Genomic DNA, 15,218 nt, shown 5'->3' with positions numbered 1-15,218 from the left:
GATGACCACCAACCACACCACCGCCCCCGGCCCCGCGTTCCTGCCGATCCCCGCCGCCGCGGCCCGCATCGGCACCCTCGCAGGCGCCACCATCGCCCTCGCCGGCACCTTCCTCGCCTGGACCTGGACCGACGAATTCCCCGGCGACCTCACCGTCACCGGCTACCCCGGCGGCCTCCAGGTCCTCACCCTCATCAGCGCCGCACTCACCCTGCTCCTCGCACTGTCCGGGTACGGCATCCGGGGCCTGCGCTGGCTCACCCCCGGCGGCACCAACAGCCCAGTCCGCCTCCTGGCCCTCGGCACCCTCGGCACCACCGGCTACACCATGGGCGCCATCGCCTACGACCTCGGCGGCGTCGTCAACTTCGAACCCGGCGCCTGGGTCAGCGGCATCGGCGCGCTCATCGCCGCCGTCACCGCACTCGGCCTCCCCGGCGACCAGCCGCTCGACGGGGCCGGCGCCACCGCCTGGCAGCGCTTCCGCAACAGCCTCGGCGCACCCCAGGCCCCCCGCCCCAAGGCCCTCCCCTCCTGGGCCGAAATCCTCATCATCGTCGCCGCGTTCGGCATCGGCCTCTACGTCTTCGCCTACGGCATCGACACCGACTACACCGAACTCTTCATCGGCTTCCTCATCACCGTCGGCTTCGCCTTCACCGCACTCCACCGGGCCGGACTCGTCTCCCGCCTCACCGCACTGACCGCGAAGCACCGCAACATCACACTCGCCGCCGCCCTCGTCGCAGCCGTCTGCTTCCCCTTCACCCAGCAGAAAGAGGAATACGCGCTCATCGGCGCCAACATCCTCATCTTCGGCACCGTCGCACTCGGCCTCAACGTCGTCGTCGGCCTCGCCGGCCTCCTCGACCTCGGATACGTCGCCTTCCTCGGCGTCGGCGCCTACGCCGCCGCCCTGGTCTCCGGCTCCACCATGTCGGCCATCGGCGTCGAATTCCCCTTCTGGGCCGCCGTACTCACCGGCGCCGGAGCATCACTCGTCTTCGGCGTACTCATCGGCGCACCCACCCTGCGACTACGCGGCGACTACCTCGCCATCGTCACCCTCGGCTTCGGTGAAATCTTCCGCCTCACCGTGAACAACCTCAACGGCAACAGCGGACCCGACCTCACCAACGGCTCCCAGGGCATCCCCAGCATCCCCGACCTCAACTTCTTCGGATTCGACTTCGGCCTCAAGCACAACATCCTCGGCTTCGACCTCGGCAGGTCCGCCAACTACTACCTGCTGATGCTCGTCTTCACCGCCGTCGTCGTGCTCGTCTTCCGCCGCTCCGGAGAATCCCGCATCGGCCGCGCCTGGGTCGCCATCCGCGAAGACGAAACCGCAGCCACCGCCATGGGCATCAACGCCTTCCGGCTCAAACTGCTCGCCTTCGCCCTCGGCGCCACCCTCGCCGGACTCGCCGGAACCGTCCAGGCCCACGTCAACTACACCGTGACGCCCGAGCAGTACCAGTTCGCCGGCTCCGTACCCCCCAACTCCGCCTTCCTCCTCGCCGCCGTCATCCTCGGCGGCATGGGAACCCTCAGCGGACCCCTCGTCGGCGCCGCACTGCTCTACCTCATCCCGGCCAAACTCCAGTTCATGCAGGACTACCAGCTCTTCCTCTTCGGCATCGCACTCATCCTCCTGATGCGCCTGCGCCCCGAAGGACTGGTCGCCGACCGCCGGAAGCAGCTCGAATTCCACGAGAACGACCAGCCCGACGTACCCGAACCGCGACAGTCCGAAGAGACCGCCGCCGGCATCGCCAAGGCGGGGGCGTGACCACCATGACCACCACGAAGACCGCCACCACCGTCCTCGACGCCAACGGCGTCACCATGCGCTTCGGCGGCCTCACCGCCGTACGCAACGTCGACCTCACCGTCAACGCGGGCGAGATCGTCGGCCTCATCGGCCCCAACGGTGCCGGCAAGACCACCTTCTTCAACTGCCTCACCGGCCTCTACGTCCCCACCGAGGGCAAGGTCAGCTACAAGGGCACCGTCCTGCCGCCCAAGCCCCACCTCGTCACCCAGGCAGGCATCGCCCGCACCTTCCAGAACATCCGGCTCTTCGCCAACATGACCGTCCTGGAAAACGTCCTCGTCGGACGCCACACCAGGACCAAGGAAGGCCTCTGGTCCGCCCTCCTGCGCCTCCCCGGCTTCACCAAGGCCGAGAACGCCAGCCGCGAACGCGCCATGGAACTCCTGGAGTTCATCGGCCTCGCCGACAAGGCCGACCACCTCGCGCGCAACCTCCCCTACGGAGACCAGCGCAAGCTGGAAATCGCCCGCGCGCTGGCCAGCGACCCCGGACTCCTCCTCCTCGACGAGCCCACCGCCGGCATGAACCCGCAGGAAACCCGCGTCACCGAAGAGCTCATCTTCGCCATCCGCGACCAGGGCATCGCCGTCCTCGTCATCGAGCACGACATGCGGTTCATCTTCAACCTCTGCGACCGCGTCGCCTGCCTCGTCCAGGGCGAAAAGCTCGTCGAAGGCTCCCCGACCGAAGTCCAGAGCGACGAACGCGTCGTCGCCGCCTACCTCGGCACCCCCTTCGAAGGCGCCCCCGGCGCCGAAGAAGCCGCCGAGGTCGAAGCCGCCGAAGCCGCAGCCGACGCCGAGGCCGAAGCCGACGCCGACGCCGACGCCGCGAAGGACTCCGCGAAAACAGCCACCACCAGCACCAGCACCGAGGAGGAGGACACCCGATGACCGCACTTCTGGAGGTCGAGGACCTCCGCGTCGCCTACGGCAAGATCGAAGCCGTCAAGGGCATCTCCTTCACCGTCGAAGCCGGCCAGGTCGTCACCCTCATCGGCACCAACGGCGCCGGCAAGACCACCACCCTGCGCACCCTCTCCGGCCTCCTCAAACCGGCCGGCGGCCGCATCGTCTTCGACGGCAAACCGCTCAACGACGTACCCGCACACAAGGTCGTCTCCCTGGGCCTGGCCCACTCCCCCGAGGGACGCCACATCTTCCCCCGGCTCACCATCACCGAGAACCTCCAGCTCGGCGCCTACCTCCGCAACGACAAGGCAGGCATCGAGAAGGACATCCAGCGCGCCTACGACCTCTTCCCCATCCTCGGGGAACGCCGGAAGCAGGCCGCCGGAACCCTCTCGGGCGGCGAACAGCAGATGCTCGCCATGGGCAGGGCCCTCATGTGCCAGCCCAAACTCCTGATGCTCGACGAACCCTCCATGGGCCTCTCCCCGATCATGATGCAGAAGATCATGGAGACCATCGTCGAACTCAAGGCCCAGGGCACCACCATCCTGCTCGTCGAGCAGAACGCCCAGGCCGCGCTCTCCCTCGCGGACCACGGCCACGTCATGGAGGTCGGCAAGATCGTCCTCTCCGGCACCGGCGCGGACCTCCTCCACGACGAGTCCGTCCGCAAGGCCTACCTCGGCGAGGACTGACGCCCACGGAAAAGGCCCGCGCCCCGGAAATCCGGGACGCGGGCCTTCTTCGTACCCGCTCGCGTACGGCCTACTCGGCCGCCTTCTTCTTCTCCTCGGCGTCCTCGATCAACGCCTCCGCCAGCTGCTGCATCGACAGCCGCCGGTCCATCGACGTCTTCTGGATCCACCGGAACGCAGCCGGCTCGGAGAGCCCGTAATCCGTCTGCAGAATGCTCTTCGCCCGGTCCACCAGCTTCCGCGTCTCCAGCCGCTGCGCGAGGTCCGCGACCTCGCTCTCCAGCGCCTTCAGCTCCGCGAACCGCGACACCGCCATCTCGATGGCCGGCACCACGTCGCTCTTGCTGAACGGCTTCACCAGATACGCCATCGCCCCGGCGTCCCGAGCCCGCTCGACGAGATCGCGCTGCGAGAACGCGGTGAGCATCAGGACCGGCGCGATGGACTCCTCGGCGATCTTCTCCGCGGCGGAGATCCCGTCGAGAACCGGCATCTTCACATCGAGGATCACCAGATCCGGCCGGTGCTCCCGAGCCAGCTCGACGGCCCGCTGCCCGTCCCCGGCCTCGCCGACGACCGCGTAGCCCTCTTCCTCCAGCATCTCTTTGAGGTCGAGACGGATGAGCGCCTCGTCCTCGGCGATGACGACGCGGGTCGTCAGCGGCGGAACGTGCGACTTGTCGTCGTCGGCGGGCTGGGGCGACTCGGGGGCGGTCACGGGGACTCCTCGTTCCAAGGGCAGGTACAGCTTCCATGAGCCTACCTAGCAGCGGAGCGGACATGTCACCCGGTACACTTTCCGGCAGCAACCTTGCCGGGTTGGTGGAATGGCATACACGGATGTCTCAAACACATCTGCCCGAAAGGGCTTGCGGGTTCGAATCCCGCACTCGGCACATGCGGGGCAAAGCGGATGTTCACGTTCTCGTGAACATCCGCTTTTTGCTGCACGCAGTAGCGCGCAGTCACTCATGGTGTTCGCATGAACTTTCACGGCCCCGCGTTACGGCAGAAGGCACTGACCCTCCTTCGCGGTGGAGCGAAAAACGCGGACGTGGCACGGAGGCTGAACGTCCCCGCAGGCACGATCAGCTACTGGAAACACATGGACCGCGCCAAACGCGGTGAGTGCCCAGGAGCCCATCTTTCGTACTGCCCCCGGTGCGAAGGGAAGCTGGACCGGTCGGCGTACGCCTACCTCCTGGGCCTCTACCTCGGCGACGGGCACGTAGTCCAGAACCAAGCAATGCACACGCCCAGCCTGTCGATCGTCTGCGCAGACTCCTGGCCTGGCCTGATGGAACTGTGCGAGAACGCTATGCGCGCCGTCTTCCCGGAGAACTCCGTATGCAGAGTCCGCAGGAAAGGGTGCCATCAAGTGAAGATGTACTCGAAGCACCTCTGGTGCCTCTTCCCTCAGCACGGACCCGGCAAAAAGCACGAGCGCCGGATCATCCTCGAAGCCTGGCAGCGGGAGATCGTGGACGCATATGCCTGGGAGTTCATCCGTGGTCTGATCCACTCCGACGGATGTCGCATCACCAACTGGACCACTCGCCTCGTCGGCGGGGAGCGGAAGCGCTACGAGTACCCGCGCTATTTCTTCGCCAACAAGTCCGACGACATCCGCAAGCTCCTCTCCGATGCCCTCGACAGGGTCGGAGTCGAGTGGACTACCCTCGCGCGGGGCAGCGACCCGTTCAACATCTCCGTCGCCCGACGGGCGTCCGTCGCGCTGATGGACGCCCACGTGGGGCCGAAGTACTGACGACCGGCCTACTTCGGGCTGTCGTCCTCGCCGATGTGGTGCACCCGCACCAGGTTCGTCGAGCCGGGGACGCCCGGCGGGGAGCCGGCCGTGATGACCACGACGTCGCCCTTCTCGCAGCGGCCGATCTTCAGCAACTCCTCGTCCACCTGGGCGACCATCGCGTCCGTCGAGTCCACGTGCGGGCCGAGGAAGGTCTCGACGCCCCAGGTCAGGTTCAGCTGGGAGCGGGTGGCCGGGTCCGGGGTGAAGGCGAGGAGCGGGATGGGTGAGCGGTAGCGGGAGAGGCGCCGTACCGTGTCACCGCTCTGGGTGAAGGCGACCAGGAACTTCGCGCCCAGGAAGTCGCCCATCTCGGCCGCCGCGCGGGCCACCGCGCCGCCCTGGGTGCGGGGCTTGTTGCGGTCGGTCAGGGGCGGGAGGCCCTTGGTGAGGATGTCCTCCTCGGCGGCCTCGACGATGCGGGACATCGTGCGCACCGTGTCGACGGGGTACTTGCCCACGCTGGTCTCGCCGGAGAGCATCACCGCGTCCGTGCCGTCGATGACGGCGTTGGCGACGTCGGAGGCTTCGGCGCGGGTGGGGCGGGAGTTGTCGATCATCGAGTCGAGCATCTGCGTCGCGACGATGACCGGCTTGGCGTTGCGCTTGGCGAGTTTGATCGCGCGCTTCTGGACGATCGGCACCTGCTCCAGCGGCATTTCGACGCCGAGGTCGCCGCGGGCGACCATGATGCCGTCGAAGGCGGCGACGATGCCGTCGATGTTCTCGACGGCCTGAGGTTTCTCCACCTTGGCGATGACGGGGAGGCGGCGGCCCTCCTCGTCCATGATGCGGTGGACGTCCTCGATGTCGCGTCCGCTGCGTACGAAGGAGAGGGCGATGATGTCGGCGCCGGTGCGCAGTGCCCAGCGGAGGTCGTCGATGTCCTTCTCGGAGAGTGCGGGGACGGAGACGGCGACGCCGGGGAGGTTGAGGCCCTTGTGGTCGGAGACCATGCCGCCTTCGATGACGGTGGTGTGGACGCGGGGGCCGTCGACTTCGGTGACTTCGAGGGTGACGCGGCCGTCGTCGACGAGGATGCGTTCGCCTGGGGTGACGTCGGCGGCGAGGCCGTCGTAGGTGGTGCCGCAGGTGTGGCGGTCGCCTTCGACGGGTTCGACGGTGATGGTGAAGCTGTCGCCGCGTTCAAGGAGTACGGGGCCTTCGAGGAAGCGTCCCAGGCGGATCTTCGGGCCTTGAAGGTCGGCGAGGATGCCGACGCTGCGTCCGGTCTCGTCGGAGGCCTTGCGTACGTGGCGGTACCGCTCTTCGTGTTCGGCGTAGGTGCCGTGGCTGAGGTTGAGGCGGGCGATGTCCATTCCCGCCTCGACCAATGCCTTGATCTGGTCGTATGTGTCTACGGCGGGGCCCAGGGTACAAACGATTTTTGCTCGGCGCATGGTTCGACCCTAGACCTTACCTACGGGTAGTTATTTAGGGTGTCGTGACTGCTCAACGACCTTTGGATGAAGGGTTATTGACAAGTGTTGAATTGTGCGGCGGGGTGCTCGGATGAGCATTCCTTTTCACAGTTTCGGCGGTGACATGATGAAGCGGGCGTTGACCTGGGCGTAGACCGTCTGGCGTTGTGGTTCGAGGTCGAGGGCGGGGGCTGCTTCGGATGCTGCTCCGCCATAGCCGGCTCTGCCGCGTGGGGCGGCGGGTGAGGGCAGGGCGGCCTGGGCGGTGTTCTCGGCGCCGAGGTCGGCGAGTTCGACGAGTGCGGTGAGGTGGGCGCCGAGGGCGTCGGCGTATTCGCGGGCGCGCTGGACGGCTTCGTGGACGGCTTGGCGGCGGGCGGTCGCGTGGGCGGGTGAGTCGGGGCGCAGTCCCCACCAGGGGCCGCTGACGCGGGTCATGTCGAGGTCGGCGATTTTGGTGGTGAATTCGCCCAGTGCGGTGAAGTCGTTGAGGACTGCGGTGATGTGGACGCGGCCGTGGTAGGCGTGGATTTGTTCGTTGCGGCCCTTCTGGGCGAGTTCGGGCGTGATGGAGAATGCGCCGGTTTCGAGTTTTTCGATGGCTTGCCCGTAGGAGCGTGCGAGTTCGAGTACGTGGTTGTTTCGGTGGGTGAGGTCTTCGAGGGCGTTACGGCGGTTCTTGCCGCGGGCGGTGACGGTGATGGTGAGGCGGGCGGTTTCGGGGTCGACCTGGAGGCGGGCTTCGCCTCGGACGGCGACGCGGGGGTGTTCGGGGGTGCCGTAGGACGGTGGGGTGTCGGTCATGGGTCCACTGTTGCATCCGGGGCGGACAGCGGGCGGACGGCGGGCGGTCATCAGATCGAAACCCGCAGGGGGTGTTGCGTGGTGTGACTCCTGGGTCAGAATCTACGCGCGTTGTGCGCGGTGGTCCTTGTTGTCGGGGAGCCGTGTGCTGCGTGAACCGGGCTGTGTGAGAACTGAGATGTGGGAGACGAAATGCCGCTGAACCGTAGGACGTTCCTGGGCACATCGGCGGCTGCCGGTGTGGGTGTGGCGATGACGGGGGCCTCCGCGGTGCCTGCTTCGGCGCACGGCCAGGGTCATGGGGGCGGGCACGGGCGTCCGCCGAAGCGGTACTCGTTCACGGTGATGGGCACCACCGATCTGCACGGGAATGTCTTCAACTGGGACTACTTCACGGACAAGGAGTTCGACGACAAGGCGCACAACGATGTGGGTCTGGCGAAGATCTCGACGTTGGTGGATCAGGTGCGCCGGGAGAAGGGTCGTCACAACACGTTGATGATCGACGCGGGTGACACGATCCAGGGCACCCAGTTGTCGTACTACTACGCGAAGGTCGATCCGATCACGGCGAAGCGTGGTCCGGTGCATCCGATGGCTCAGGCGATGAACGCGATCGGGTATGACGCCGCGGCGCTCGGCAACCATGAGTTCAATTACGGCATTCCGGTGCTGCGGAAGTTCGAGGAGCAGTGTGATTTCCCGCTGCTGGGTGCGAACGCGTTGGATGCGAAGACGTTGCGGCCGGCGTTCGCTCCGTATGTCATCAAGCGGATGCGTACTCCGCACGGTCCGGATGTGAAGGTTGCGATTCTGGGGTTGACGAATCCGGGGATCGCCATCTGGGACAAGGCGAATGTGAGCGGGAAGATGGTGTTCCCGGGGTTGGAGGAGCAGGCGGCGAAGTTTGTGCCGCGGCTTCGTTCGATGGGTGCGGATGTGGTGATCGTTTCGGCGCACTCGGGTAGCAGTGGGACGTCGTCGTACGGTGATCAGATCCCGTATGTGGAGAATGCTGCTGGTCTGGTGGCGGAGCAGGTTCCGGGTATCGATGCGATTCTCGTGGGGCATGCGCATCTGGAGATCCCCGAGTATTTCGTGGAGAACAAGCAGACCGGCAAGAAGGTGGTGCTCTCGGAGCCGTTGAAGTGGGGGCAGCGGTTGACGCTGTTCGACTTCGATCTGGTGTGGGAGAAGGGTCGTTGGGTGGTGGAGAAGGCGGGTTCGCAGGTGCTGAACTCCAACACCGTGGCGGAGGATCCGAAGATCACGGGGCTGTTGGCGGATGAGCACAAGAAGGTTGTGGCGTACGTCAATCAGGTGATCGGTACGTCGACGGCGGCGATGACGACGGCGGAGGCGGCCTGGAAGGACGAGCCGATCATTGATCTGATCAATGTGGTTCAGGCGGAGACGGTGAAGGCGGCGTTGGCGGGTGGTGCGTATGCGGCGCTTCCGGTGCTGTCGCAGGCGTCGTGTTTCTCGCGTACGGCGCAGATTCCGGCCGGGAATGTGACGATCAAGGATGCGGCGGGGCTGTATCCGTTCGAGAACACGCTTGAGGCGCGGTTGCTGACCGGTGCCCAGTTGAAGGATTATCTGGAGTTCTCGGCGCGGTATTACGTGCAGACTGCGGCGGGTGCGCCGGTGGACACGGCGAAGTTGACGAATGCGGACAACACTCCGGATTACAACTATGACGCGGTGTCGGGTCTGACGTACGAGATCGATATCGCGAAGCCGAATGGTTCGCGTATCGTGAATCTTTCGTTCGAGGGGAAGCCGGTCGATCCGGCGGCCGAGTTCGTGCTGGCGGTGAACAATTACCGGGCCAGTGGTGGTGGTAACTTCCCGCATGTTGCGGGTGCCAAGCAGTTGTGGGCGAACTCGGAGGAGATCCGTAACACGATCATTTCGTGGGTGCAGGCGAAGGGTTCGGTGGATGGTGCGCAGTTCGCTTCGGTGGACTGGCGGCTGACGCGTGAGGGTACGCCGGTGTTCTAGTGGGTTGGTTGCGGTGGGCGGCCGTCTTCTCTTTCGGGAGGGGGCGGCCGCCTTTTGTGTGCGGGTGTGGGTGCAGGTGCGGGTGTGTCAGGTGTTCCGGGCGAGGGGGATGAGGTCGGGGGTGCGGGTGGGGAGGGCCGGGCCGTGGGGGGTGAGGCCGAAGGTGGTGAAGGCGGTGCGTTCGGGGAGGGGGTAGGGGTTGGTGCCGGTGAGGTCGTTGAGGATGGTGGCGCTGCGCCAGGCGGCGAGGCCGAGGTCGGGGGCGCCGACGCCGTGGGTGTGTCGTTCGGCGTTCTGTACGTAGACGTTTCCGGTGACGGTGGGGTCGAGGACGAGGCGGAACCGGTCGTCGATGCGGGGGCGTTGGGAGGCGTCGCGGCGCATGTAGGGGTCGAGGCCGGTGAGGATGCGGTCGAGGGAGCGTTCGCGGTAGCCGGTGGCGAGGACGACGGCGTCGGTGGTGAGGCGGGAGCGGGTTTTCTGCTGGGTGTGTTCGAGGTGGAGTTCGATGCGGGTGTTGGCGACGCGTCCTGCGGTGCGTACGGAGACGCCGGGGGTGAGGGTGGTGTCGGGCCAGCCGCCGTGGAGGGTGCGGCGGTAGAGCTCGTCGTGGATGGCGGCGATGGTGTCGGCGTCGATGCCTTTGTGGAGTTGCCATTGGTGGGGGACGAGTTCGTCGCGTACGGCTTCGGGGAGGGCGTGGAAGTAGCGGCTGTAGTCGGGGGTGAAGTGTTCGAGGCCGAGTTTTGAGTACTCCATGGGTGCGAATGCCTCGGTTCGGGCGAGCCAGTGGAGGTTTTCGTGGCCTTGGGGGCGGGCGCGGAGGAGGTCGAGGAAGATCTCGGCGCCGGACTGTCCGGAGCCGATGACGGTGATGTGGGGGGCTTTGAGGAGTTCCTGGCGGTGGTGGAGGTAGTCGGCGGAGTGGATGACGGGGGTGTTCTCGGCTTCGGTGAGGGGTTTGAAGAATTCGGGGATGTGGGGTTCGGTGCCGATGCCGAGGGCGATGTTGCGGGTGTGGGCGCGGCCGAGTGCTTCGGCTTCGCCGTCGCTGTCGAGTTGGGTGAAGTCGATTTCGAAGAGTTCGCGTTGGTTGTTCCAGCGGACGGCGTCGACCTGGTGGCTGAAGTGGAGGCCGGGGAGTTGGTCGGTGGTCCAGCGGCAGTAGGCGTCGTATTCGGCGCGTTGGATGTGGAAGCGTTCGGCGAAGTAGAAGGGGAAGAGGCGGTCGCGGCTGCGGAGGTAGTTGAGGAAGGTCCAGGGGCTGGCGGGGTCGGCGAGGGTGACGAGGTCGGCAAGGAAGGGGACTTGGAGGCTGGCTCCGTCGATGAGGAGGCCGGGGTGCCAGTGGAAGGCGGGGCGTTGTTCGTAGAAGGCGGTGTTGAGGGGGTGGGGGTTGGCGGGTACGCCGTGGGCGAGGGCGGCGAGGGAGAGGTTGAAGGGGCCGATGCCGATGCCGATGAGGTCGTGTGGCTGGTCGGTGTCGGGGGTGGGGTGATCGGTCATCGGGGGGTGTTGCCTTCCGCGAGGTCGTGGGTGAGTTGGGTGACGAGGTCGAGGAGTGTGCGCAGGTGTTGGGGGGTGGTGTGGGGGTTGAGGAGGGTGGCTTTGAGCCAGAGGTGGTTGTCGGTGTGGGCGCGGCCGAGTACGGCTTGGCCGCGGGTGAGGAGGGTGCGGCGGATGGTGGCGACGGTTTTGTCGTCGGTGCCGGTGGGGCGGAAGAGGACGGTGCTGATGGTGGGGCGGTCGTAGAGGTCGAGGGTGGGGTTTTGGGTGATGAGGTCGGCGAGGTGGTGGGCGGTGGTGAGGGTGCGGTCGACGAGGTCGGCGAGTCCGGTGCGGCCGAGGGCTTGGAGGGTGACGGCGATCTTGAGGGTGTCGGGGCGTCGGGTGGTGCGCAGGGAGCGGCCGAGGAGGTCGGGGAGGCCGGCTTCGGTGTCGTCGTCGGCGTTGAGGTAGGGGGCTTGGTGGTGGAGGGGGTCGAGGTGGTTTCGGTGGGGGACGGCGAGGATGCCTGCGGGTGCGGGTTGCCAGCCGAGTTTGTGCAGGTCGAGGGTGACGCTGTGGGCGCGGTCGAGGCCGTGGATCTTGTTTCGGTGGGTGGGGCTGAAGAGGAGGGGGCCGCCGTAGGCGGCGTCGATGTGGAGTTCGGCGCCGTGGGTGGTGCAGAGGTCCGCGATGGCGGTGAGTGGGTCGATGCGGCCGGTGTCGGTGGTGCCGGCGGTGGCGGTGACGAGGAGGGGGTGGTCGTGTCGGGTGAGGGCTTCGTCGAGTGCGGTGAGGTCCATGACGCCGGTGGGGGCGGGGATGACGATGGGGGTGGGGAGGCCGAGGAGCCAGGCGGCGCGGGTGATGCTGTGGTGGGCGTTGGCTCCGCAGATGGTCTGTACGGGGCCGTTGCGTTCGCGGGCGAGGAGGAGTGCGAGTTGGTTGGATTCGGTGCCGCCGGTGGTGATGAGGGCGTCGGGGGTGGGTTGGTGGGGGTAGATCTCGGCGGCGAGGGCGGCGGTGGTGTCGGCTTCGAGGGCGGAGGCGGCGGGGGCCTGGTCCCAGGAGTCCATGGAGGGGTTGAGTGCGGAGGCGGCGAGGTCGGCCGCGGTGGCGAGGGCGAGGGGTGGGGTGTGGAGGTGGGCGGTGCAGAGGGGGTCTGCGGGGTCTGCGGCGCCTTCGGTGAGGGCGGTGACGAGGGTGCGCAGGGCGTGGTGGGGGCCGGTGCCGTGGTCGGGGATGAGGGGTTGGGTGGCGGTGCGCATCCGTGGGGTGACGGCGTCGGGGCCGCCTGCGGGGAGGGGGCCGTCGCGTCGGTGGGCTCCGTCGTGGAGTGCGGTGAGGACGGTGTCGATGAGGGGGCGCAGGGCGGTGGGGCCGGTGGTGGTTCCGGCGAGGGGTGGGGGTGGGGTGGGCATGGTGGTGGGGCCCTTCGGACGCGCGTGAGTAGGCATGGGTGGACATGCCAGCTTGTCCGGGTTTTGGGTGGCGCGGTCGTGGAGCGGGGGGATGTGAACTCGAAAGGGGGATGGGTGGTGGGGTGGGGGGTGTTGTGGGGTGTTCCGGTGGTATGGGTGTGGCGCCGGATACGGGTGTGCCCGGCGGCCCCTGGGGTGGGGCGCCGGGCACGGGTGGTGCGTGTGCGGGCCTGTGGGCCTGTGGTGGGCTCTGGTTGAGCGGCCGCACAGGCCCGCAGGCCATCAGTGGATCAGTGGATCAGCGGGCGCTGCGTACGTCGATGGCGCGGCGCAGGTCGTCGATCTGGTCGGTGAGCTTGCGGTGCAGGGCGGGGATGAGGGTCTGGTCGTCGAGGGCCTGTTCGCCGAGGTGGAGGTTCTCGGCGTCGACGGCGTGGGCCGGGAAGGCGTAGCGTCCTGCGGCTTCCGCGATGGCGGGGCCCCGGCGGGCGGCGAGTGCGGTTGCCTCGGGGTAGTAGCGGGAGACGTACTCGCTTACGAGGTCGGCCTGTTCGGGCTGCCAGAAGCCCTGGGCGACGGCGGTGAAGAGGTAGTTGGAGAGGCTGTCGTCGTTGAACAGGGCGTGCCAGGCGGTGGCCTTGGCTTCGGGGGTGGGGAGGGCGGCGCGGCAGCGGGCGGCGCCTTCCTGTCCGGTGGCGCTGGGGTCCTGTTCGAGTTCGGCGGTGATGGTGGCTTCGTCGATGGCGCCGAGGACGGCGAGGCGGGTGAGGATGCGCCAGCGCAGTTCGGGGTCGAGTTCGGGTCCGCCGGGGACGGTGCCGTTGGTGAGCCAGTCGTGGATGGTGTCGGGCTGGGTGGCGGCGTCGATGAGGTGGCGTACGGCGATGAGGCGGAGGCCGGGGTTGTGGCCGTCCTCGGTGCGGCGGATGAGGTCGCGGCAGAGGGAGGTGAGGGTGGCGAGGGCGGCGGGGCGCTTCTCGGGGGCCACGTAGCGGTCGGCGACGTGGGTGGCGGCGAAGGCGAGTACTCCTTGGGCGAGGGCCAGGTCGGTCTCGTGGGGGAGGTGGGTGCGGGCCGCTTCGAGGTAGGTGGCGGGGGCGAGTTCGCCGTCGCGGACCATGTCGCGGGCGGTGTTCCAGATGACGGCGCGGGTGAGGGCGTCGGGGACGCCGGAGAGGCCGCCCAGGACGGTTTCCCAGGATGGGGTGTCGAGGCGGACCTTGGCGTAGCTGAGGTCGCCGTCGTTGAGGACGAGGAGTGCGGGGCGGTTGCCGGGGCGGGTGCGGGGTGTGCCGTCGAGGGGGACGTCGATCTCGAACCGGTCGCGCAGGACGAGGCGTTCGGTGCCGGTGCGGGGGTCCGGGGCGTGGTCGTAGGCGCCGACGGCGATGCGGTGGGGGCGGCTGCCGTTGTGGTCGATGTCGAGGGTCCAGTTGCCGTCGGATTCGGCGACTCGGGGGGTGAGGGTGTCGACTCCGGTGGTGCGCAGCCAGGCGTCGGCCCAGGCGTGGACGTCGCGGTCGGTGGCCGATGCGAGGTTGTCGATGAAGTCGGCGAGGGTGGCGTTGGCGAACTTGTGGCGGGCGAAGTGGGCGTTGATGCCGGCCAGGAAGTCCTTCTCGCCGAGCCAGGCGACGAGTTGGCGCAGGGCGGAGGCGCCCTTGGCGTAGGAGATGCCGTCGAAGTTGAGCATGGCGGACGCGGTGTCGGGGACGGCGGCCGGGTCGGGTGCGACGGGGTGGGTGGAGGGGCGTTGGTCGGCGTCGTAGCCCCAGCCCTTGCGGGCGACGCCGAAGTCGACCCAGGTGTCGGTGAAGCGGGTGGCTTCGGCGAGGGTCTGGTAGCCCATGTATTCGGCGAAGGACTCGTTGAGCCAGATGTCGTCCCACCAGGCGAGGGTGACGAGGTCGCCGAACCACATGTGGGCCATTTCGTGGGCGATGACCATGCCGCGGGTCTGGCGTTCGGTGTCGGTGACGGCGGAGCGGTAGACGAATTCGTCGCGGAAGGTGACGAGTCCGGGGTTCTCCATGGCGCCGGCGTTGAATTCGGGGACGAATGCCTGGTCGTAGGAGTCGAAGGGGTAGGGCTCGTCGAACTTCTCGTGGAAGCGGTCGAAGCAGGCCCGGGTGATGTCGAGGATCTCGTCGGCGTCGGCGTCGAGGTAGGGGGCCAGGGAGCGGCGGCAGTGGATGCCGAAGGGCAGTCCGGCGTGTTCGGTGGTCACGGAGTGCCAGGGGCCGGCGGCGACGGCGACGAGGTAGGTGGAGATGAGCGGGGTGGCGGCCAGGGCCCAGTGGCCGTCTCCGCGGTGTTCGGCGACGGCGTTGCCGAGGACGGTCCAGCCTTCGGGGGCGGTGACGGTGAGTTCGAAGACGGACTTGAGGTCGGGCTGGTCGAAGGCGGCGAAGACGCGCTGGACGTCTTCCATGAAGAGCTGGGTGTAGACGTAGGTCTCGCCGTCGGTGGGGTCGGTGAAGCGGTGCATGCCTTCGCCGGTGCGGGAGTAGCGCATGGCGGCGTCGATGTGCAGTTCGTGGGTGCCGGGGGTGAGGGCGGTGAGGGGGAAGCGGTTCTCGACGAGGTCGGCGGGGTCGAGGGGCTGTCCGTCGAGGCTGATGGAGCGCAGGGTGGCGGGCTTGAGTTCGACGAAGGTGTCTCCGGCCGCGGTCGCGGTGAACTGGATGACGGTGCGGGAGTCGAAGGTCTCCTCCCCCGTGGTCAGATCGAGGTCGATCGTGTACCGGTGTACGTCGAGGAACTGGGCTCGGGTCTGCGCTTCGTCGCGCGTCAGTACGGACATGTGTCCATGCTGCCGTACGTGGTGGGC

Annotated in this window: 11 protein-coding genes and 1 tRNA gene; 6 read left to right on the top strand and 6 right to left on the bottom strand. The window is 67.6% G+C overall.

The window, feature by feature from the left end; translation table 11 throughout:
* Nucleotide 1: 1 nt before the first annotated feature.
* From ACFYY1_RS04950 to ACFYY1_RS04940, 3 genes are read left to right on the top strand one after another with little or no spacing between them, the layout of a single operon-like run.
* A complete protein-coding gene (locus ACFYY1_RS04950; RefSeq protein WP_388580879.1) occupies nucleotides 2-1,792 on the top strand; it encodes a branched-chain amino acid ABC transporter permease in 1,791 nt (596 codons plus the stop codon).
* On the top strand, nucleotides 1,789-2,730 hold the full coding sequence (locus ACFYY1_RS04945) for an ABC transporter ATP-binding protein (RefSeq protein ID WP_388580877.1): 942 nt from the start codon (nucleotides 1,789-1,791) through the stop codon (nucleotides 2,728-2,730). The genes ACFYY1_RS04950 and ACFYY1_RS04945 overlap by 4 nt, the downstream gene beginning before the upstream one ends.
* The gene (locus tag ACFYY1_RS04940; RefSeq protein ID WP_351255484.1) at nucleotides 2,727-3,443 is read left to right on the top strand and encodes an ABC transporter ATP-binding protein; all 717 of its coding nucleotides are present in this window, start codon (nucleotides 2,727-2,729) and stop codon (nucleotides 3,441-3,443) included. Before ACFYY1_RS04945 ends, ACFYY1_RS04940 begins: the two co-directional genes overlap by 4 nt.
* 70 nt (nucleotides 3,444-3,513) lie before the next feature.
* Here the strand turns inward: ACFYY1_RS04940 and ACFYY1_RS04935 are convergent, their stop codons facing one another.
* Complete coding sequence (locus ACFYY1_RS04935; protein ID WP_266736593.1) at nucleotides 3,514-4,161, bottom strand: ANTAR domain-containing response regulator; 648 nt, start codon at nucleotides 4,159-4,161, stop codon at nucleotides 3,514-3,516.
* Nucleotides 4,162-4,256: 95 nt separating this feature from the next.
* Here ACFYY1_RS04935 and ACFYY1_RS04930 point away from each other — a divergent pair.
* Together ACFYY1_RS04930 and ACFYY1_RS04925 are read left to right on the top strand one after the other, a co-directional pair.
* A tRNA-Leu gene (locus tag ACFYY1_RS04930) sits at nucleotides 4,257-4,339 on the top strand.
* An 86-nt stretch (nucleotides 4,340-4,425) separates the two neighbouring features.
* Nucleotides 4,426-5,211, top strand: a complete 786-nt coding sequence (locus ACFYY1_RS04925) for a helix-turn-helix domain-containing protein (protein ID WP_388580873.1) — start codon at nucleotides 4,426-4,428, stop codon at nucleotides 5,209-5,211.
* 8 nt (nucleotides 5,212-5,219) lie between these two features.
* Here the strand turns inward: ACFYY1_RS04925 and pyk are convergent, their stop codons facing one another.
* Together pyk and ACFYY1_RS04915 are read right to left on the bottom strand one after the other, a co-directional pair.
* Entirely contained in the window at nucleotides 5,220-6,653 is a 1,434-nt protein-coding gene (gene pyk / locus ACFYY1_RS04920) for a pyruvate kinase (protein WP_388580870.1), read from the bottom strand.
* 126 nt (nucleotides 6,654-6,779) lie between these two features.
* A complete protein-coding gene (locus ACFYY1_RS04915; RefSeq protein WP_388580867.1) occupies nucleotides 6,780-7,478 on the bottom strand; it encodes an SIMPL domain-containing protein in 699 nt (232 codons plus the stop codon).
* A 192-nt stretch (nucleotides 7,479-7,670) separates the two neighbouring features.
* On the opposite strand from ACFYY1_RS04915, the gene ACFYY1_RS04910 reads away from it, so the two are divergent.
* Complete coding sequence (locus ACFYY1_RS04910; protein WP_388580864.1) at nucleotides 7,671-9,482, top strand: 5'-nucleotidase C-terminal domain-containing protein; 1,812 nt, start codon at nucleotides 7,671-7,673, stop codon at nucleotides 9,480-9,482.
* Between the two features lie 87 nt (nucleotides 9,483-9,569).
* Here the strand turns inward: ACFYY1_RS04910 and ACFYY1_RS04905 are convergent, their stop codons facing one another.
* From ACFYY1_RS04905 to pepN, 3 genes are all read right to left on the bottom strand, one after another.
* Complete coding sequence (locus ACFYY1_RS04905) at nucleotides 9,570-10,988, bottom strand: lysine N(6)-hydroxylase/L-ornithine N(5)-oxygenase family protein (protein WP_388580861.1); 1,419 nt, start codon at nucleotides 10,986-10,988, stop codon at nucleotides 9,570-9,572.
* The gene (locus ACFYY1_RS04900; protein ID WP_388580859.1) at nucleotides 10,985-12,388 is read right to left on the bottom strand and encodes a pyridoxal phosphate-dependent decarboxylase family protein; all 1,404 of its coding nucleotides are present in this window, start codon (nucleotides 12,386-12,388) and stop codon (nucleotides 10,985-10,987) included. The genes ACFYY1_RS04905 and ACFYY1_RS04900 overlap by 4 nt, the downstream gene beginning before the upstream one ends.
* Nucleotides 12,389-12,686: 298 nt before the next feature.
* Entirely contained in the window at nucleotides 12,687-15,191 is a 2,505-nt protein-coding gene (gene pepN, locus ACFYY1_RS04895; protein ID WP_388580856.1) for an aminopeptidase N, read from the bottom strand.
* Between the last annotated feature and the right edge of the window lie 27 nt (nucleotides 15,192-15,218).

Origin of the sequence: Streptomyces sp. NPDC001890, from assembly GCF_042891445.1 — a bacterium.
Lineage (GTDB): Bacteria > Actinomycetota > Actinomycetes > Streptomycetales > Streptomycetaceae > Streptomyces.
Note: the sequence above shows the minus strand (reverse complement) of the source record. Positions and strands in the feature narration are given on the sequence as shown.